The sequence below is a fragment of the Staphylococcus sp. NAM3COL9 genome, from assembly GCF_001431205.1.
Lineage (GTDB): Bacteria > Bacillota > Bacilli > Staphylococcales > Staphylococcaceae > Staphylococcus.
In genome coordinates this window covers 182,000-203,114 of record NZ_LGPC01000014.1, presented here as the reverse complement: position 1 = coordinate 203,114, position 21,115 = coordinate 182,000, and the positions used below count along the sequence as shown (strand labels likewise).

19 protein-coding genes, 1 tRNA gene and 1 other RNA gene are annotated in these 21,115 nt (G+C 34.9%); 18 read left to right on the top strand and 3 right to left on the bottom strand.

The window, feature by feature from the left end; all coding sequences use genetic code 11:
• Window positions 1-20 precede the first annotated feature (20 nt).
• From rapZ to ACA31_RS08100, 4 genes are all read left to right on the top strand, one after another.
• Window positions 21-947, top strand: a complete 927-nt coding sequence (gene rapZ, locus ACA31_RS08115; protein ID WP_057512825.1) for an RNase adapter RapZ — start codon at window positions 21-23, stop codon at window positions 945-947.
• Window positions 934-1,938: a gluconeogenesis factor YvcK family protein gene (locus ACA31_RS08110; protein WP_057512824.1), complete on the top strand. Its 1,005-nt coding sequence runs from the start codon at window positions 934-936 to the stop codon at window positions 1,936-1,938. The genes rapZ and ACA31_RS08110 overlap by 14 nt, the downstream gene beginning before the upstream one ends.
• 37 nt (window positions 1,939-1,975) lie before the next feature.
• The gene (gene whiA / locus ACA31_RS08105; RefSeq protein ID WP_057512823.1) at window positions 1,976-2,923 is read left to right on the top strand and encodes a DNA-binding protein WhiA; all 948 of its coding nucleotides are present in this window, start codon (window positions 1,976-1,978) and stop codon (window positions 2,921-2,923) included.
• Window positions 2,924-3,170: 247 nt separating this feature from the next.
• Window positions 3,171-4,016 (top strand): YitT family protein, encoded by an 846-nt coding sequence (locus ACA31_RS08100; RefSeq protein WP_057512822.1) that lies wholly within the window; start codon window positions 3,171-3,173, stop codon window positions 4,014-4,016.
• Between the two features lie 210 nt (window positions 4,017-4,226).
• On the opposite strand, the gene ACA31_RS08095 is transcribed toward ACA31_RS08100, so the two are convergent.
• Window positions 4,227-4,298: transfer RNA gene (locus ACA31_RS08095), tRNA-Arg, on the bottom strand.
• Window positions 4,299-4,449: 151 nt separating this feature from the next.
• Here ACA31_RS08095 and clpP point away from each other — a divergent pair.
• Entirely contained in the window at window positions 4,450-5,034 is a 585-nt protein-coding gene (clpP, locus tag ACA31_RS08090; RefSeq protein ID WP_057512821.1) for an ATP-dependent Clp endopeptidase proteolytic subunit ClpP, read from the top strand.
• 69 nt (window positions 5,035-5,103) lie between these two features.
• Here the strand turns inward: clpP and ACA31_RS08085 are convergent, their stop codons facing one another.
• Window positions 5,104-6,000: a TIGR01777 family oxidoreductase gene (locus tag ACA31_RS08085; RefSeq protein ID WP_057512820.1), complete on the bottom strand. Its 897-nt coding sequence runs from the start codon at window positions 5,998-6,000 to the stop codon at window positions 5,104-5,106.
• Between the two features lie 854 nt (window positions 6,001-6,854).
• On the opposite strand from ACA31_RS08085, the gene ACA31_RS08080 reads away from it, so the two are divergent.
• Window positions 6,855-7,538 carry a DUF4887 domain-containing protein gene (locus ACA31_RS08080; RefSeq protein ID WP_057512819.1) on the top strand — a complete coding sequence of 228 codons (684 nt, stop codon included), beginning with the start codon at window positions 6,855-6,857 and terminating at the stop codon, window positions 7,536-7,538.
• A gap of 219 nt (window positions 7,539-7,757) precedes the next feature.
• On the opposite strand, the gene ACA31_RS08075 is transcribed toward ACA31_RS08080, so the two are convergent.
• Window positions 7,758-7,985 carry a hypothetical protein gene (locus tag ACA31_RS08075; RefSeq protein ID WP_057512818.1) on the bottom strand — a complete coding sequence of 76 codons (228 nt, stop codon included), beginning with the start codon at window positions 7,983-7,985 and terminating at the stop codon, window positions 7,758-7,760.
• A gap of 377 nt (window positions 7,986-8,362) precedes the next feature.
• Between ACA31_RS08075 and ACA31_RS08070 the strand changes: the two genes are divergently transcribed.
• From ACA31_RS08070 to ssrA, 12 genes are all read left to right on the top strand, one after another.
• Window positions 8,363-9,379, top strand: coding sequence for a sugar-binding transcriptional regulator (locus ACA31_RS08070; protein ID WP_057512817.1), 1,017 nt, complete (start codon window positions 8,363-8,365; stop codon window positions 9,377-9,379).
• A gap of 53 nt (window positions 9,380-9,432) precedes the next feature.
• Window positions 9,433-10,440: a type I glyceraldehyde-3-phosphate dehydrogenase gene (gap, locus tag ACA31_RS08065; protein WP_057512816.1), complete on the top strand. Its 1,008-nt coding sequence runs from the start codon at window positions 9,433-9,435 to the stop codon at window positions 10,438-10,440.
• A gap of 131 nt (window positions 10,441-10,571) precedes the next feature.
• Window positions 10,572-11,762, top strand: coding sequence for a phosphoglycerate kinase (locus tag ACA31_RS08060; RefSeq protein WP_057512815.1), 1,191 nt, complete (start codon window positions 10,572-10,574; stop codon window positions 11,760-11,762).
• Window positions 11,763-11,839: 77 nt separating this feature from the next.
• Entirely contained in the window at window positions 11,840-12,601 is a 762-nt protein-coding gene (gene tpiA, locus ACA31_RS08055; RefSeq protein ID WP_002508253.1) for a triose-phosphate isomerase, read from the top strand.
• Between the two features lies 1 nt (window position 12,602).
• Entirely contained in the window at window positions 12,603-14,120 is a 1,518-nt protein-coding gene (gene gpmI, locus ACA31_RS08050) for a 2,3-bisphosphoglycerate-independent phosphoglycerate mutase (protein WP_057512814.1), read from the top strand.
• Window positions 14,121-14,304: 184 nt separating this feature from the next.
• Window positions 14,305-15,609: a surface-displayed alpha-enolase gene (eno, locus tag ACA31_RS08045; RefSeq protein ID WP_057512813.1), complete on the top strand. Its 1,305-nt coding sequence runs from the start codon at window positions 14,305-14,307 to the stop codon at window positions 15,607-15,609.
• A gap of 355 nt (window positions 15,610-15,964) precedes the next feature.
• On the top strand, window positions 15,965-16,426 hold the full coding sequence (locus tag ACA31_RS08040; RefSeq protein WP_057512812.1) for a hypothetical protein: 462 nt from the start codon (window positions 15,965-15,967) through the stop codon (window positions 16,424-16,426).
• Between the two features lie 68 nt (window positions 16,427-16,494).
• On the top strand, window positions 16,495-16,728 hold the full coding sequence (gene secG / locus ACA31_RS08035; protein WP_002508249.1) for a preprotein translocase subunit SecG: 234 nt from the start codon (window positions 16,495-16,497) through the stop codon (window positions 16,726-16,728).
• 119 nt (window positions 16,729-16,847) lie between these two features.
• Complete coding sequence (locus tag ACA31_RS08030; protein WP_057512811.1) at window positions 16,848-17,588, top strand: alpha/beta hydrolase; 741 nt, start codon at window positions 16,848-16,850, stop codon at window positions 17,586-17,588.
• 39 nt (window positions 17,589-17,627) lie between these two features.
• Entirely contained in the window at window positions 17,628-20,006 is a 2,379-nt protein-coding gene (gene rnr, locus ACA31_RS08025) for a ribonuclease R (protein ID WP_057512810.1), read from the top strand.
• A gap of 22 nt (window positions 20,007-20,028) precedes the next feature.
• Window positions 20,029-20,493, top strand: coding sequence for an SsrA-binding protein SmpB (smpB, locus tag ACA31_RS08020; RefSeq protein WP_057512809.1), 465 nt, complete (start codon window positions 20,029-20,031; stop codon window positions 20,491-20,493).
• A 106-nt stretch (window positions 20,494-20,599) separates the two neighbouring features.
• Window positions 20,600-20,961: a transfer-messenger RNA gene (ssrA, locus tag ACA31_RS13105) on the top strand.
• Window positions 20,962-21,115 lie beyond the last annotated feature (154 nt).

Genomic DNA, 21,115 nt, shown 5'->3' with positions numbered 1-21,115 from the left:
TCAATGGATGGTGTAAAGAGATGCAACGAGAAGAAAAAGAAATAGTAAAGAGTGAATTGTTGGTTGTAACTGGTTTGTCAGGCGCTGGAAAATCTGTGGTCATTCAGAGTTTAGAAGACATTGGATATTTCTGTGTAGATAACTTACCACCGATTCTTTTACCAAAATTTGTAGAACTGATGGGGCAAGGAAATCCTTCTTTACAAAAAGTAGCGATTGCTATTGATTTAAGAGGTAAGGAACTATTTAAGTCTTTAATTAAAGAAATGGATCAAATTAAAAGTAACTCAGACGTTATTGTTGATTTAATGTTCTTAGAAGCTTCAAATGAAAAACTAATCTCTCGTTATAAAGAAACACGCCGTGCACATCCTTTAAATGAAAAAGGTCAGCGTTCATTGATTGAATCTATTGAAGAAGAACGTGAGTTGTTGGCTGAAATTCAAAGTTTAGCGAACTATACAATTGACACATCGCAAATGACACTGAAAGAACTACGCAAACGCATGGGGGATTATTTTAATCAAAGTAACTTCCAAACATTTAATATTAATGTAATTAGCTTCGGTTTTAAACATGGTATACAAATAGATGCGGATCTTGTATTTGATGTGAGATTTTTACCTAATCCGCACTACGTTGATGAATTGAGACCATTAACTGGTGAAGATGAAGCAGTATATAAATATGTAATGAAATGGAAAGAAACAAATGTTTTTTATGAAAAATTAATGGATTTATTGAAATTTATGGTACCAGGATATAAAAAAGAAGGGAAATCTCAACTTGTTATTGCAATAGGTTGTACTGGTGGCCAACACCGTTCTGTCGCACTAGCCAAACGTATCGGAGCAGAACTCAGGGAGAGTTTTGACTATAATGTGTATGTGCAACATAGGGATGCACATGTCGAAAGTGGCGTGAAACCAAAAAATGAAAAGAATTAAACTTGTACTTATAGGTGGAGGTACGGGTTTATCCGTTTTAGCACGTGGTTTAAAAGGTTATCCGATTGATATTACGACGATTGTCACAGTGGCTGATGATGGTGGTAGTACGGGTAAAATACGAAGTGAAATGGATATACCTGCTCCAGGAGATATACGAAACGTTATTTCGGCATTAAGTGAAACAGAATCAACAATAGAGCGATTGTTTCAATATCGTTTTAAAGAAAACCAAGTCGAAGGTCATTCTTTAGGAAATTTACTCATTGCTGCATTAACTAACATCAATAACGATTTTGGACATGCAGTGAAAGAGCTAAGTGAAATTTTAAATATTAGAGGTCGTGTTATTCCTTCTACCAATACGAGTGTACGTTTAAATGCAGTAATGGAAGATGGAGAAATTGTATATGGCGAATCTAATATTCCGAAAAAGAATAAAAAGATTAAGCGTGTATTTTTAGAACCAGAAGACGTTGAGCCAATGGAAGAGGCAGTTGAAGCAATAGAAGAAGCAGATTTAATCGTGCTAGGACCTGGCTCACTTTATACGAGTGTGATTTCTAATCTATGCGTGAAGGGTATTTCTAATGCACTGCTAGGTGGAGACGTTCCCAAACTATATGTTTCAAATGTTATGACACAACCAGGTGAAACAAATAGTTACACTGCAATCGATCATGTGAACGCAATACATGATCATGTTGGTCAGAACTTCATCAATTACTCTATCTGTAGTACCCAATCATTTACTGAAGATGTGTTAAAGCGTTATAGAGAAGATGGGGCATCACCAGTAAAATGTGATATGAATCATATGGAAGAACAAAATATTAAAGTATTTACACATCCTAATTTAGTAGAAGTTTCTGAAGAATACTACGTGCGTCATAATACGGAAGTGCTATCTAAAATGATTTATGAAATAGCTATGCGAGAAACTGATACGATTGAATTTACGCGTAATAAAGAAAATGAGAATAATAACTAGATGGTATTATTTAGTTAAAGAAGGGACTGATTAATCTATGAGCTTTGCATCCGAGATGAAGAATGAACTAACTAGAATAGAAGTAGATGAAGAGAATGCAAAAGCAGAGCTCAGTGCGCTTATTCGTATGAATGGTGCACTCAGTCTTTCCAACCAACAATTTGTTATTAACGTACAAACTGAAAATGCTACTACGGCGAGACGTATATATTCGTTAATTAAAAAGGTATTTAATGTTGAAGTGGAACTACTTGTGAGAAAGAAAATGAAATTGAAAAAGAACAATATTTATATCTGTCGCATTAAAGTACGTGCCAGAGAAATATTGGATGAATTAGGTATTTTAAAAAGTGGTGTCTTCACGCACGAAATTGATGAAGCATTGATTCATGATGATGAAATGAGAAGAAGTTATTTACGTGGTGCTTTTCTTGCGGGTGGCTCAGTAAACAATCCAGAAACATCATCTTACCATCTAGAAATATTTTCATTATATGAAGACCATTCTGAAGGTATAACGCAGTTGATGAATAAATATGAATTGAACGCAAAGCATCTCGAACGAAAAAAAGGTAGTATTGCCTATTTAAAAGAAGCGGAAAAAATTTCTGATTTCTTAAGTTTAATCGGTGGATATCAAGCACTTTTGAAATTTGAGGATGTCCGTATTGTACGTGATATGAGAAACTCTGTTAACAGGCTGGTGAATTGTGAAACTGCTAATTTGAATAAAACAGTAAGCGCCGCTATGAAACATGTAGAAAGTATTAATTTAATTGACCAAGAAATTGGTCTAGATAATTTGCCTGAAAGATTACGTGAAATTGCAAGACTAAGAATAGAGCACCAGGAAGTGTCGCTTAAAGAATTAGGTGAAATGATGACTTCTGGTAATATATCTAAATCTGGTGTGAATCATCGATTAAGAAAGTTAAATGAAATGGCGGATAAATTAAGAAGCGGCGAACCGATTGAACTGAAATAATATGCTTCACAGTTTTAAAATTTACCTTTGACTCTTCAATACTGCCATTGGGAATTTTTAAGAACATTATTAAAACCATATCTAGTCATACGTGAATTAGTTATGCTAGAATTATTGTAATTTAATTTTAATTATTGACGCCTCTATAAAGAGGTGTTTTTTTATATAATTAAAGTGATTTATGATGCGTAATAGCGATAGAATAATGATTAAACCCTATTGTTGTTGGAATCGAAGGAGTGAGTTAATGTCAAAACTGTTCAATAAGCATTCTAAAAATATTATTCTTTGCATGATAGGGACGTTTATTAATGCAATAGGTGTCAATTGTTTTTTACTTGGATCTAACTTAGGAGATGGAGGTACTGTTGGTATCTCCCTAGCACTATTATATTCATTTGGATTGTCACCTGCTTGGACATCATTAATTATCAATACACTCGTTGTATTAATTGGTTGGAAATTTTTGAGTAAAACAACTGCAGTATATACGGTTATAGCGAATACGTCCCTGTCACTGTTTTTACATTTAACTGAAAATATAAATCTTGGTGTGGATAATTTCGTAATTAACGCTGTGTTTGGTGGGGCTATCATCGGTATTGGCGGAGGTTTAGTTATTGCGACAGGTAGTACACTTGGAGGCACCTCAGTTATAGCTAAGATAATTAATAAATATTCAGAAATTAAAACGTCTCAAGGCATCTTTGTATTGGATGCGCTCGTCGTGTTATCTTTTTTGATGGTGCTTCCGTTACAAAACGTATTATTTACAATTATTATGCTGTTTGTAACCGAAAGAGCGACATCGTTTATCATAGAAGGATTTAATCCTAAAAAAGCAGTTACTGTTATATCAAGTGAGAGTGAAACAATTAGCGATAAAATTAATGCTTTTACAGGTAGAGGTTCTACGATATTGACCGGTAAAGGTGGCTATGCTAAGAGTGAGACGCGTATGCTATACGTGGTCGTGCCACAATCTCAAGTAACGAGAGTGAAAAAGCTTGTGAACGAAGAAGATGAAAATGCCTTTTTAGTAATCCATGATGTGAGAGATGTCTTAGGTAGTAGTTTTATAAATGTAAAATAAAACTATCAAAGTCTTGTTTTAAAAATGAGAAACAATTGTCTTGCATAGATTTTTAGCATATTATAAACTACATAGATTACTAGATATATTGAAAAAGAGTATATGTTAAAAGTGTTAAATGGTTTGAGTGTTTTTAAATATTAAAAAACCCGAAATCATAGATACATAAAACCAATGACTTCGGGTGATGTTTAGATAATCTTATGTAAGTCCCCTCGAAGGGAATCGAACCCCTATTTTAAGAACCGGAATCTTATGTGTTATCCATTACACTACGAGGGGTTAAAAAACACGTTAATACAAGTGTACAAATCTTAGAAGTAACGGTCAATAAGAATAATGTAGTTTCGTGAAATTTTGAGCTTAATTTTTGACCATATTTGACTTTTGAGTTAAAATAAATTTATCAATTAGAAATGAGGAGGCAATATTAATGAATTTAATACCTACAGTAATTGAAACAACAAACCGTGGGGAACGTGCATATGACATTTACTCACGTTTATTAAAAGACCGTATTATTATGTTAGGTTCACAAATCGATGATAATGTAGCAAACTCTATTGTTTCACAATTATTATTCCTACAAGCACAAGATGCTGAAAAAGATATCTATCTTTATATCAATTCACCAGGCGGAAGTGTGACGGCTGGATTTGCAATTTATGATACCATCCAACACATTAAACCAGATGTACAAACAATTTGTATTGGTATGGCTGCCTCAATGGGTTCATTCCTACTTGCAGCAGGAGCTAAAGGTAAACGTTTTGCTTTACCAAATGCTGAAGTAATGATTCACCAACCACTTGGTGGTGCACAAGGTCAAGCAACAGAAATTGAAATTGCTGCGAATCATATTCTTAAAACACGTTCCAAATTAAACCAAATTTTAGCAGATCGTACTGGTCAGTCAATTGAAACAATTGAAAAAGATACTGATCGTGATAATTTCTTATCAGCTGAAGAAGCTAAAGAATACGGTTTAGTTGACCAAGTTATGGTTCCTGAAGCATAACACTAAAATTAATATAAAAGCTTAAGTAAAAAAGACAAGCCGCATGATGTGGCTTGTCTTTTTTTATCATTATTTTACTAAATCTTCTAACGCAATTTTTAAATCTGGATATTTAAATTTAAAATCTATAGCCTGTAATTTATTTGGAATTACTTTTTGTGTGTCTAATACAACTGTAGACATTTGGCCTAAAGCTAATCTTAAGGCTAATGCAGGTACCCAAGTGAAATGGGGGCGGTGCGTAACGCGTGCCAGTGTATAGCCAAATAAATTTTGATGTTCAACAATAGGCGCTGTAAAGTTGAAAACACCTTGTGCATTTTCATTGTTAATTGTATAGAGAATTGCTCTTGTTAAATCATCTAAATGAATCCAAGAATACCACTGTCTACCTGAACCGAGTTTGCCACCAAGATAAAATTCATAGGGTAGTTTCATCAAAGGTAAGGCGCCTCCACCTTCTGCAAGTATCATGCCAAATCTACCAATCACAACACGTGTGCCTAACGATTCAAACTGATGTGCGCGACGTTCCCATTGGTAAACTACTTCTGATAAGAAATCAAACGGGAGTGATTTATATAATTCTGTATAAGTTCGATCGTAATCTGGTTTGTAATAACCAACAGCGCTCGCATTAAAGAATACTGAAGGTTTTTGTGTGCGATTTTTAAACAAGTCGAATAATGCTTGCGTAGACTGTAAGCGGCTCAACATAATTGCTTTTTTATGTTCTTTTGTCCAACGTTTCATTAAGCTTGCGCCTGCAAGATTAATGATAATGTCAATATCAGGAATTTGAGATTCCCAATTTGTTTTCGACCAATTAACGTATGTTATTTTGGGATGTGAAGTTGATTTGTCTTGTCTAGTAAGTATCGTTATATGCGCGTCGCTTTGCTTGATAGCTTCAACGAGTTGAGTACCAACCATACCTGTGCCACCTGTTATTAAATAGTGTTTCATTATATCACCTCATAAAATAGTAATGCTTTAGATTGTAATGATTAAAAACGACTCAAGCTATTGCTTTTTTGACATAATTCTTTCGAAAATTGTTCAAGAATATGTCATTTAGTCAGCTTAAGAAGTATTTAAAATAATATTGTATGCCGTTATAATAAGGGTACCTTCGATATTAATTAATCATCTCTTAATTATTTCGAGTATACCCCATAATATACTAACGAAGGTAAAATTTTGACTCCCTTTAGTAGTGGCCTATGCGATTATCGTATAGGCCTATGTTTATATGCTAACGTAATTAAAGATTTATAACTATCTTTTTATTTATATATCGCTTATATAAATGTATACTCAATAAGATTTTTTTAACCTTTACAAATAGATGAAAAGAAAAATTAGACTGAAAATAACTAATAGAAAGAAAATATTAAAAATGAAGAAAAAACAACGCTTTTTTGAAGTGGGCTTTGGTTCATAGTTATCATTCTCAACCATCATTTGGCGAAGCCCTTTGTTGTCATGGTGACTGTGCTGCTCTAAATCATTTAATAAATCATGTTTATTCATATTTAGCTCACATCCTGTTATGATAATAGTGAAACATGTAAAGTAACATTTGAAATGAAATAAAAGTATTGAAAATATAGTTTGATTTAGATTAATATTAAACTGAAGCACTAATTATTAAGACATATTTGTATTTTACAATAGATATGACATCAAGATAACAGTTATATTAAAAAAGTTAATCGGTTTGATTAGTATGAAAAATAGTGTAAAATATACATTTGTTAATGAAAGTACCTTTAGAATAAATATAAAAGTTATGATATAAATTGAAGTGAGGGGAGCTTATGCCAAAGCATAATCAAGATAACAAGAAAATGAACAGTTTTGCAAAAATTGTGAGCGCGATTATTGTCTTGTTATTAGTAGGTGGATTAGTTTTTGCCATTTTTGCCTTTGTAGATCATTCGAAACAAGCCGATGAACGTTTAGCTGATCAAAAGCAAGAAGAAAAAGATAAGAAAAAAGAAAAGACTAAAGAAGAAAAAGATAAGAAAAAAGAGAAATCGACAGAAGAGTCACAAGAAACTCAACAAACACAAGAGACTCAACAAACTCAGCAAGTTCCAACTACGCAACAAACGCAAGAGACTCAACAAACACAACAACCTGCAACAGCTGAACGTACAACAGAAGAAAAAGACTCTCCTGAGAAAACAAAAGAAGCAACAACTGAAGAACGCTCTACCGAAGAACGTACGACAGAGGAAAAGACACCTGAGCCATCTACAGAAGAGAAAACACCTGAGCCATCTACAGAAGAGAAAACACCTGAGCCATCTACAGAAGAGAAAACACCTGAACCATCTACAGAAGAGAAAACACCTGAGCCATCTACAGAAGAGAAAACACCTGAGCCATCTACAGAAGAGAAAACACCTGAACCTTCAACAGAAGAAAGAAGTAGTCAAGCTGATACTCAAGAAAAATCATCACAAAACAGTAACTCAAATTCATCAGAAGAAGATTAACATTGTTAATAGCCGTTTAGTAGATAGAGTTGCATTATCTATCAAAAAGAAGCACTCGTTCTCACGAGTGCTTCTTTTAATATTGTCGACAAAGACTACGACGTTGTTAGCATTTTCTACAAACGCAGAATTTATTTTTAAGGATATATTTTAAATAACTCAAAGCACAGGGTATTTATAATTTTAAATAAAGTAAAAGTAAATGTGAATCGGGTTGAATTAAAATAGTAAGTTTAATAAGAAAGTAAGGAGTGATGACAAGAGTATTAAAGTGATGCAACCACTCAAACAACCGAATGGGCCACAACCGACGTTTTTTGTGTATTTATATGATTGGTGTTGGTGTGTACCAGCGTATGGTTTTTGACTATGCTTATTAAAATGATCTGAGTCCTTATATCGTTGGTCATCAGGATCGATAACTTCTGGTTGATCTTTTTGTGACATAGTTTTTCCTCCAAAATAGTATTATAAAGCTATTTTAATGATAATAGGACAACCATTCAATCATTCGCGCTTGCAAAAGCATATGAATGTGAATAATATGTGTTTATTTAATAGTATATACTATTAAAAATGATAAGTATGAATGATTAATTGCTATTTTTAACGGGTATTAAATTATTGTAGGCAGTTACAAAAGTAACTAAATTTGAGTGGTCAATAATTAATAACTAATAGATAGGTATTTCCCTTGCAATTTGAAAAATATAGTAGTAGTATTGCTGTTATAAGAGGTTATATTTTTTTGTCCCACTAGGGACGGAAAAAGTCAATCTATGGTTAGAACTTGACCCTTTAAATGGAAATGGAGGTGGGTAGTAGTGAAGGACTTGATGAAAATTCAACAAAAGTTAGTTCCAGAAATTGTTGGAAAGATGTATCGTCGTTTTTCAATACTCACTACTATCTCCAAGCATCAACCTGTAGGTAGACGTAGTTTAAGTGAATACATGGATTTAACTGAACGTGTACTGCGTTCTGAAACAGATATATTGAAGAAGCAAGAACTTATCAAAGTTAAACCGACAGGTATGGAAATAACTGAAGAAGGTGAAACAACAATTCGTCAATTGAATAGCTATTTCAATATTTATTCAGACGATCATCATCTTGCGCAAGTTATTAAAGAGCAGTACAACATCAAAGAAGTTTACGTCATACCTGGCGATTCAGATGCTGACAAAACAGTTAAGGTTGAGTTGTCACGTCAGGCGGGACAACTTGTAGAAGATATTCTTTACGAACACGCAATAGTTTCTGTAACTGGTGGTTCAACGATGGCATATGTCAGCGAAGCCATGCACAAGCAACCGTTTAATGTATTATTCGTACCTGCGCGTGGAGGACTTGGTGAAAATGTTGTATATCAAGCGAATACGATTGCTGCAAGTATGGCGCAGCAAACGAACGGTGAGTATACAACATTATATGTACCAGATAATGTAAGTGAGACAACATATAACACGCTTATGTTAGAGCCCTCAGTCATCCATTCACTTGAGAAAATTAAAGAATCCAATATTATAATCCACGGCATTGGTGATGCGCTGAAGATGGCGCGTAGACGTCAATCACCTAGTGAAGTTATAGGGAAACTTCAACATCACAATGCCTCGGGAGAAGCATTTGGATATTATTTCGATGATCAAGGTGATATCGTCCATAAAGTGAAAACGATTGGACTACAGTTAGAAGATCTTGAGTCGAAGAAGTTTATATTTGCCGTAGCTGGGGGTAAATCAAAAGGAGAAGCTATTAAAGCTTACCTTTCAATTGCACCCAATAACACTGTTCTAATCACAGACGAATCTGCGGCAAGAGTAATCGCAAAACAATAGTAATAAAAGGTGAAATACACTTTTTAAATATCATTTTAAAGGAGGCCATTATAATGGCAGTTAAAGTAGCAATTAATGGTTTTGGTAGAATTGGACGTTTAGCATTTAGAAGAATTCAAGACGTAGAAGGTATTGACGTAGTAGCAGTTAACGATTTAACAGATGACGAAATGTTAGCTCATTTATTAAAATATGACACTACACAAGGTCGCTTCACAGGAGAAGTTGAAGTAGAAAAAGACGGATTCCGTGTAAATGGTTTAGAAGTTAAATCATTCTCAGAACCTGAACCAAGTAAATTACCTTGGAAAGACTTAGACATCGATGTTGTTTTAGAATGTACTGGTTTCTTCGCTGATAAAGAAAAAGCAGAAGCTCACATTGACGCTGGCGCTAAAAAAGTATTAATCTCTGCACCAGCAACAGGCGACTTAAAAACAATTGTTTATAACACTAACCACAGTGAATTAGATGGTTCAGAAACAGTTGTTTCAGGTGCTTCATGTACTACTAACTCATTAGCTCCAGTAGCTAAAGTTTTAAATGATGACTTCGGCTTAGTTGAAGGTTTCATGACTACTATTCACGCATATACTGGTGACCAAAGTACTCAAGATGCTCCACACAGAAAAGGCGACAAACGTCGTGCACGTGCAGCTGCTGAAAACATCATCCCTAACTCAACAGGTGCTGCTAAAGCAATTGGTTTAGTAATTCCTGAAATCGATGGTAAATTAGACGGTGGCGCTCAACGTGTTCCGGTTGCTACTGGTTCATTAACTGAACTTACAGTCGTATTAGAAAAAGACGTAAGTGTTGAAGACGTTAACGCAGCAATGAAAAACGCTTCAGACGAATCATTTGGTTACACTGAAGACGAAATCGTTTCTTCTGACGTAATCGGTATGACTTACGGTTCATTATTCGATGCAACACAAACACGTGTTATGACAGTTGGAGATCACCAATTAGTTAAAATCGCTGCTTGGTATGATAACGAAATGTCTTACACTTCACAATTAGTTCGTACTTTAGAATATTTAGCTGACCAATCTAAATAATTCGGATTAAAAAATTAATTTAACAAGCTTAGATGTTGTTAAATTTAAACAATAAGCTTAGGAGTAAGCGGGGAGCACATCGCTTCTCCGCTTATTTTACTTTATTGTTCCATTCAGAGGAGGAAGCTTATATGGCTAAAAAAATTGTAACTGACATAGAATTAAAAGGTAAAACTGTACTTGTACGTGCAGATTTTAACGTACCAATGAATGACGGCGAAATCACTGATGCTAACCGTATCGTTCAAGCATTACCAACAATAAAATATATTATTGAGCAGGGTGGAAAAATAGTATTATTCTCTCACCTAGGTAAAGTTAAAGAAGAAAGTGATAAAGCAGAATTAACTTTAAAACCAGTTGCTGAAGCATTAACAGATAAATTAGGTAAAGAAGTTGTGTTTATACCTGAAACACGCGGCGAAAAATTAGAACAATCTGTTAAAGCACTTAATGAAGGCGATGTACTTTTAGTTGAAAATACACGTTATGAAGACGTTGATGGTAAAAAAGAATCTAAAAATGATTCTGAATTAGGCAGATACTGGGCTTCACTTGGCGATGTATTTGTAAATGATGCTTTCGGTACAGCTCACCGTGAACACGCGTCTAACGTTGGTATCGCATCTAATTTAGAAACAGTTGCAGGATTCTTAATGGAAAAAGAAATTAAATATATCGGTGGCGTGGTTGAAAACCCTGATAAACCTGTAGTTGCAATTCTAGGTGGCGCTAAAGTTTCTGACAAAATCGGTGTTATCACGAACTTATTGAAAATTGCTGACAAAGTACTTATTGGTGGGGGAATGTCATACACATTCTTCAAAGCGCAAGGTAAAGAAATTGGTTTATCATTATTAGAAAAAGATAAAGTCGACTTTGCTAAAGAATTATTAGACCGTGCTGGCGACCAAATTGTATTACCAGTAGATTGTAAAATTGCTAAAGAATTTTCAAATGACGCTGAAATTACAGAAGTATCTGTTGATGATATCCCAGCTGATCAAGAAGCAATGGATATTGGACCAAAAACAGTAGAATTATTCAAAGAACAATTACAAGGTGCGCATACAGTTATATGGAACGGACCAATGGGTGTATTTGAATTAAGTAACTTTGCTAAAGGTACTATTGGTATTTGTGAAGCAATCGCTGAATTAAAAGATGCTAACACAATTATCGGTGGTGGCGATTCAGCTGCAGCAGCAATTTCTTTAGGATACGCAGATGACTTCAGTCACATTTCAACTGGTGGCGGCGCTTCATTAGAATATCTTGAAGGTAAAGAGCTACCAGGCGTTATCGCAATTGCAAACAAATAATTGCACGACTAAACATACAATACATGATTAGAGATTTTAAAATATTAATCATAAATTACTAATAGGAGTGTTATATAATGAGAAAACCAATTATCGCAGGTAACTGGAAAATGAATAAAACAGTTCAAGAAGCTAAAGATTTCGTTAATGCATTACCAACATTACCAGACACTAAAGAAGTAGAATCTGTAATTTGCGCGCCAGCAATTCAATTAGACGCATTAGTTACTTTAGTAAATGATGGTAAAGCACAAGGATTACAAATCGGTGCTCAAAATGCTTATTTCGAAGATAATGGTGCATTTACTGGTGAAACTTCTCCAGCTGCATTAGCAGACCTTGGTGTTAAATATGTTGTTATTGGACATTCAGAACGTCGTGAAATCTTCAAAGAAACTGACGAAGATATTAACAAAAAAGCACATGCTGTATTTAACCACGGTATGACACCAATCATTTGTGTTGGCGAAACTGATGAAGAACGCGAAAGTGGAAAAGCAAACGAAGTTGTTGGCAACCAAGTGAAAAAAGCAGTAGAAGGTTTGTCTGAAGAGCAACTACAACAAGTAGTAATTGCTTATGAACCAATCTGGGCTATCGGTACTGGTAAATCATCAACTTCTGAAGATGCGAACGAAATGTGTGCATTTGTAAGAGAAACAGTTGCTGAGTTATCTAGTCAAACAGTAGCAGACGCAACACGTATTCAATATGGTGGTAGTGTTAAGCCTAACAACATTAAAGAATACATGGCTCAATCAGACATCGATGGCGCATTAGTAGGCGGCGCATCACTTAAAGTGGATGATTTTGTACAATTGTTAGAAGGTGCAAAATAATATGGCGAAACAACCAACTGCATTAATTATTTTAGATGGTTTTGCAAACAGAGAAACAGAACATGGTAATGCTGTGAAACTAGCTAATAAGCCTAATTTTGACCGCTATTACAGTAAATACCCAACAACTCAAATCGAAGCAAGTGGTTTAGATGTTGGTCTTCCTGAAGGTCAAATGGGTAATTCAGAAGTTGGTCATATGAATATTGGTGCTGGACGTGTAGTTTATCAAAGTTTAACGCGTATTAATAAATCTATCGAAGACGGTGATTTCTTTGATAATGAAGTATTAAACAATGCAATTCAACACGTTAAAGACAATAATTCAGCGCTACATCTCTTTGGCTTATTATCTGATGGTGGTGTTCATAGTCATTATAAACACTTATTCGCATTATTAGAATTAGCTAAAAAACAAGGTGTTGAGAAAGTCTATGTTCACGCATTCTTAGATGGACGTGACGTAGATCAAAAATCATCACTAAAATACATTGAAGAAACGCAAGCTAAATTCGATGAACTTGGCATTGGCCAATTTGCATCTATTTCAGGACGTTATTACGCAATGGATCGTGATAAACGTTGGGATAGAGAAGAAAAAGCATATAATGCAATCCGTAATTTTAAAGGTGAAACTTTTGAATCAGCTAAAGCTGGTGTTGAAGCTAACTACGAGAAAGATTTAACGGACGAGTTTGTTGAACCATTTATCGTAAAAGATCAAAATGACGGTGTGAATGATGGCGACGCAGTTATTTTTTATAACTTCCGTCCAGACAGAGCAGGACAACTTTCTGAAGTCTTTACAGACAAAGCTTTCGAAGGTTTCAAAGTTGAACAAATTGACGATTTATTTTATGCAACGTTTACAAAATATAATGACAATGTGAAAGCAGAAATCGTTTTTGAAAAAGTTGATTTAATAAATACAATCGGTGAAGTTGTTCAAGACAATGGTTTGAAACAATTACGTATTGCGGAAACAGAAAAATTCCCGCATGTCACTTATTTCATGAGTGGTGGACGTAATGCTGAATTTGAAGGTGAACGTCGTCGTTTAATCGACTCACCAAAAGTCGCAACATATGACCTTAAACCAGAAATGAGTGCATACGAAGTTAAAGATGCATTAATTGAAGAATTAAATAAAGGTGACTTAGATTTAATATTATTAAATTTTGCTAACCCTGACATGGTTGGACACAGTGGTATGCTTGAACCTACGATTAAAGCAATAGAAGCTGTAGACGAATGTCTAGGTGAAGTGGTTGATAAGATTACAGAAATGGGTGGTCACGCTATCGTCACTGCAGATCATGGTAATTCAGACATGGTATTAACAGATGACGAGAAACCAATGACTACACATACGACGAACCCAGTTCCAGTTATTGTTACTAAAGAAGGCGTAACATTACGTGAAACAGGTCGTCTAGGTGACTTAGCACCAACATTATTAGATTTACTCAATGTAAACCAGCCAGAAGATATGACTGGTGAATCATTAATCAATCATTAATTTAAAAACAGAGTTATATCAAGGTGTTATAAACTTGAATATTTTATAAAAATTTCCAATAACTTATAACACCATATACTCAATTAGATTTAGTTAAATTATTTTGTATTTATAGTATTTAAAGCTATAATGAAGAGGAAATTTAATATTTCTAAACTACTTATTTATAAAGGAGATTATAAACATGCCAATTATTACAGATGTTTACGCTCGCGAAGTCTTAGACTCACGCGGTAACCCAACAGTTGAAGTAGAAGTATTAACTGAAAGTGGCGCTTTTGGTCGCGCATTAGTTCCATCAGGTGCTTCTACTGGCGAACACGAAGCAGTAGAATTACGTGACGGTGATAAAGACCGTTACTTAGGTAAAGGTGTTATTAAAGCAGTTGAAAATGTAAATGAAATTATTGCACCAGAATTAGTTGAAGGTGAATTTTCAGTATTAGAACAAGTATCTATTGACAAAATGATGATCCAATTAGATGGTACTGAAAACAAAGGTAAATTAGGTGCTAACGCTATTCTTGGTGTATCACTAGCAGTAGCTCGTGCTGCAGCTGATTTATTAGGTCAACCACTTTATAAATATCTAGGCGGATTCAATGGTACACAATTACCAGTTCCAATGATGAACATCGTTAATGGTGGTTCTCACTCTGATGCACCAATCGCGTTCCAAGAGTTCATGGTATTACCAGTTGGAGCAGAAACATTTAAAGAATCATTACGTTGGGGAGCAGAAATTTTCCACAACTTAAAATCAATCCTTAAAAATCGTGGTTTAGAAACATCAGTTGGTGACGAAGGCGGATTCGCTCCTAAATTCGAAGGCACTGAAGATGCAGTAGAAACTATTTTAGAAGCGATTAAAGCAGTAGGTTTAGAACCAGGTAAAGATGTATTCTTAGGCTTTGACTGTGCAACTTCTGAGTTCTTTGAAGATGGCGTTTATAACTACGCTAAATTCGAAGGCGAAAATGGTAAAAAACGTAATGCTGAAGAACAAGTTGACTTTTTAGAAGAATTGATTAACAAATATCCAATCATTTCTATTGAAGACGGTATGGACGAAAATGACTGGGACGGTTGGAAAGTATTAACTGAACGTATCGGTGATCGCGTACAATTAGTAGGTGACGATTTATTCGTTACAAACACTGTTAAATTAGAAGAAGGTATCGAAAAAGGTATCGGTAACTCAATCTTAATTAAAGTTAACCAAATTGGTACTTTAACTGAAACGTTTGAAGCTATTGAAATGGCTCAAAAAGCTGGTTACACAGCAGTTATTTCTCACCGCTCAGGTGAAACAGAAGATACTTCAATTTCTGATATCGCTGTTGCAACAAATGCTGGTCAAATCAAAACAGGTTCATTATCAAGAACAGATCGTATTGCTAAATACAATCAATTACTACGTATTGAAGATGAATTGTACGAAACTGCTAAGTTTGACGGACTTAAATCTTTCTATAACTTATCTAAATAATACTGCTTAAAAATTAAAGAGTTCACGCGCTAACACGCAAGTCATTTATGGCTTGCGTGTTTTTTAAAGAAGACCTTACCACTTTATTGGTTAGGCCTTCTTATGCAATAGCTTTAGCTATTGTAATCTTCAAGAGTCCACTTTAGAGGTGCACAGTTAATGGATACGTCCGCTTAAACGGACGTATGAAAGTATATGAAATGCTAGACGAATAGAATTTGTAGTACTTTCTTACTGTGCCGCTATATAAATTATGTCATATAATTTATATAGTAAGACTTGCTTAAATTGTTCATCTTTCACTATGAAACTGATATAATTAAAGATGTAAATCATAGAAGGAGCCTTAATTTATATGGATGTAGAATCTAAATCAAGAGAAAAGAAAACGGCTCATCTGATTGCTTATAGTTCATTAATCATCGCTATTCTTTATGCAATACATTTATTTATTGTCTTAGATGATAGTGTAATTAAACAATTACTTTTAAATAGTGAACAAAAGCCTTCGGAAAATGCTGTTGGAACAATTAAAAATAGTTTTCAATTTACAGGCGTAATGTATATATTAGCTAACTTAGTAGGTATCATTTCCATTTGGAATAGACATACACACCTATGGTGGTTTATGTTTGCTGTGTTCCTCTCACAAATCTTGTATAATGTAGTTAATATCGGTCCAGTATATGCAGCAATATTAGATGTTAAAGCAGGTATCAATTTAATTCCATTAACGGTTGTATTGATTATGTCATTTGTATTAGCGATTTATATGTTAGCAGTATCTATTAAACGTAAGAGTACGTTCAATAGATAGTAGTTTGCTAAAGAAGACGAACGTGTGGTATAATGCGATTCGTATATAATGAATGGAGGACAATTTTCATGCATACAGTAGTGATGATTATTTTAGTTTTAGTATGTATTGCATTAGTAACTGTTGTATTACTCCAAGAAGGTAAAAGTAATGGACTATCAGGTGCGATAAGTGGCGGCGCCGAACAGTTATTTGGTAAACAAAAGCAACGCGGTGTCGATTTATTCTTGCATAGATTAACAATTATATTGTCTGTCATTTTCTTCTTGTTAATGTTAGGCATAAGTTATTTTGGTTTATAAGGTCCGACAATGTTAAAGTCGGGCTTTTTTATTTATAATAGATATATTGTATTCTAAAAGAAATTTATAAAAAATGAATTACTCGTAATTAAAAGCATAAGCGAAAGGGTTGAATCACGATGCAAATCAAACTTCCAGAGCCATTCTTTTTTGAAGAAGGTAACCGAGCTGTGTTATTATTACATGGTTTCACTGGGAATTCATCAGATGTAAGACAATTAGGCCGATTCTTACAGAAAAAAGGGTACACATCTTATGCGCCTCACTATGAAGGTCATGCTGCACCCCCTGAAGAAATATTGAAATCCAGTCCTTTTGTATGGTTCAAAGAAGCACTAGACGGTTATGACTTTTTAGTCGATAAAGGATACGATGAAATTGTAGTCGCTGGTTTATCCCTTGGTGGCTGCTATGCATTAAAATTAAGCTTAAACAGAGATGTAAAGGGTATTATAACTATGTGTTCACCTATGTACATTAAGACGGAAGGGTCTATGTTTGACGGTGTGCTAGAATATGCCCGCAATTTTAAAAAGTATGAAGGTAAAGACGAAACCACAATTAATAAAGAAATGGACGTTTTTCAACCTACAGAAACTTTAAAAGAGCTTCAAGGACAAATCCAAGACGTAAGAGATCATGTGGACGAAGTGATGGATCCATTATTGGTGATTCAAGCAGAACAAGATCAAATGATCAATACGGATTCTGCAAACATTATATACAATGAGAGCGAATCTGATGAAAAACATATTAAATGGTATGCGAATTCCGGACATGTCATTACAATTGATAAAGAAAAAGAATTAGTATTTGAAGATGTATACCAATTTTTAGAATCATTAGATTGGTCTGAATAAAAATTATAGAATTATTTAAAAAGAGAAAGGAGGGGCATAATGAATTTAAAACCATCCATTGAAGAAATTATTAAACAACCAGATTATGAATCCATGTCTGTATCTGATTTTCAAGATGCATTAGGTTTAAATAGTGCCGACTCATTTAGAGACTTAATTAAGGTGCTTGTTGAATTAGAACAAACAGGTTTAATTCAACGTACAAAAACAGATAGATATCAACGCAAGGAATCTAACAAATCCCAACAATCAAAATTGGTAAAGGGTAAACTAAGTCAGAATAAAAAAGGCTTTGCATTCTTACGTCCGGAAGAAGGTGAAATGGATGATATCTTTATCCCGCCTACAAAAATTAATAGAGCCATGGACGGTGATACGGTCCTAGTAGAAGTACAAAATTCAAAGGGTGAGCACAAAGGTAAGCTAGAGGGCGAAGTGAAATCGATAGAAACGCATTCAGTCACACAAGTGGTTGGTACGTTCAGTGAAGCACGCCATTTTGGTTTTGTGTTACCAGATGATAAACGTATTATGCAGGACATCTTTATTGCCAAAGGACATAACTTAGGTTCTATAGACGGCCATAAGGTACTCGTACAGATCACTAAGTACGCAGATGGTACAAATAACCCCGAAGGTCAAGTTTCGGCTATATTAGGCCATAAAAACGATCCAGGGGTAGATATATTATCAATTATTTATCAACATGGCATTGAAATTGAATTTCCAGACAATGTTTTAGCAGAAGCTGAAGCAGTGCCGGATGAAATTAAACCATCACAAATTGAAGGTCGTCGCGATTTACGTGATGAACTTACAATTACGATTGATGGCGCAGATGCGAAAGATTTAGATGATGCAATTGGTATTAAAAAATTAAGTAATGGTCATACACAATTAACAGTCAGTATCGCTGACGTTAGTTATTATGTCACTGAAGGATCAGCACTAGATGAAGAAGCATATAGTCGTGCTACAAGCGTCTATTTAGTTGACCGTGTGATTCCTATGATTCCACACCGTTTAAGTAACGGTATTTGTTCGTTAAACCCTGATGTTGACCGCTTAACATTGAGCTGTCGAATGGAATTTAATGAACGAGGAGAAGTCGTTAAGCACGAGATTTTTGATAGTGTGATACATTCAAATTATCGTATGACATATGATGAAGTAAATGAAATTATTACAAATCAAGATGCAGACACACGTGAAAAATTTAGTGAAGTCACACCAATGCTAGACTTAGCACAAGATTTATCACAACGTTTAGTTAACATGAGAAGACGCCGTGGTGAAATTGACTTCGATATCAGTGAAGCCAAAGTAATCGTTAATGAAGAAGGTATCCCAACAGATGTAGAATTGAGAAAACGCGGTGAAGGTGAACGTTTAATCGAGTCATTTATGCTTGCAGCAAATGAAACAATCGCAGAACACTTCGATCATTTAGAAGTGCCATTCATATATCGTGTGCACGAACAACCTAAATCAGAACGTTTACGTAAATTCTTTGATTTTATTACGAATTTTGGGCTAATGATTCAAGGGACAGGAGAAGAAATCCATCCTTCAACATTACAAAAGATTCAACAAGAAGTTGAAGGCCAACCAGAACAAATGGTTATCTCAACGATGATGTTACGTTCAATGCAACAAGCACGTTACGATGATGTGAATTTAGGACACTTTGGCTTATCAGCTGAATACTATACACATTTCACATCACCCATACGTAGATATCCTGATTTAATCGTACATAGATTAATTCGTAAATATATTGTAGAACAATCTATGAACAATAAAGAGAAGTCTAAATGGGAAGCGCTGTTACCAGAAATTGCTGATCATACATCTCAAAGAGAACGTAGAGCGATTGAAGCTGAACGTGATACAGATGAACTTAAAAAATCAGAATACATGGTACAACATGTTGGCGAAGAATTTGAAGGTATTATAAGTTCAGTAGCGAATTTTGGTATGTTCGTTGAATTGCCAAATACGATTGAAGGTATGGTACACGTTTCAAATATGACAGACGATTTTTACCATTTCGACGAACGTCAAATGGCAATGATTGGTGAGCGTCAGGCTAAAGTGTTCCGTATTGGTGACCCAGTTCAAATTAAAGTCATCAACGTGGACGTAGATGAGCGTATGATTGATTTCCAAATCGTTGGTATGCCATTACCTAAAAATGAACGTAGTCAAAGACCTTCACGTGGTAAGACAATCCAAGCGAATCCTCGTGGCAAATCATCAGATAAAGCTAAAGATGATAGCAAGGATAAAACGAAACACAAACAACGTAGAGGTAAAAATCAACGTAACAACGATAAATCAAATAGTGGTAATACAAAACACAAACCATTTTATAAAGATAAAAATGTGAAGAATAAAGCAAGTAAGAAGAAAAAATAACTCAACAAAGAGGTGAAACTCAATGCCAAAGAAAAAATCACCAGGAACACTAGCTGAAAATCGTAAAGCAAGACATGATTACGTCATTGAAGATACGATTGAAGCGGGCATTGTGTTACAAGGGACTGAGATCAAGTCAATTCGTCGTGGCAGTGCCAATCTTAAAGATAGTTATGCGCAAGTTAATCGCGGTGAAATGTATCTTAATAATATGCACATCGCCCCATACGAAGAAGGCAATCGCTTTAACCATGATCCTCACCGTTCACGTAAACTCTTATTGCATAGAAGTCAAATTGAAAAATTAGGTGAGCGTACGAGAGAAGTGGGTTATTCGATTGTGCCATTGAAACTCTATTTAAAACATGGACACTGTAAAGTATTGCTGGGTGTTGCACGTGGTAAGAAAAATTACGATAAGCGCCAAGCATTGAAAGATAAAGCAGTAAAACGTGACATGGATAGAGCGATGAAAGACCGTTATTAAGCTGATATATTGCCAAAGACTCTGATCTTTGGTAATATGATATGTGCTTTCTAAAAAGCTGATCGATAATCGTGAAGTGGACAGGAAGTGCATTTCATACTATTTAGGGGGCGTTTTTGGATTCGACAGGGGTACCATGAGCAGATTAAGCGTGTCGGAGGGTTGTCTCCGTCACTAACACACACAGTTATAATAACTGGCAAAGAAAACAATAATTTCGCAGTAGCTGCGTAATAGCACTCTGCATCGCCTAACGGCATCTCCTATGTGCCGTTAACCGCGATTCAACCTTTAATAGGATACGCTAGGCACTGCCGTTTGAAGTCTGCCTAGAAGAGATTAATCAAACTAGCATAATGATGGCCGTCTATCACTTACCATTATGTGAAACTCAATGATAGACTACACACGTAGAAAGATCTGTATCAGGACCTCTGGACGCGGGTTCGAATCCCGCCGTCTCCATCCTTGAGCCTTTAACCCTAGTGGTTAAGGGCTTTTTATTTTTACTGCTACAGATGGGTCACAAAAAAAAAATCAAAGTTATAAAATTGAAATTAGCACATAATTGGTATTTTGAAATAAATAAAAATAAATGCTATTGTGTTAATGCTAAGATGTT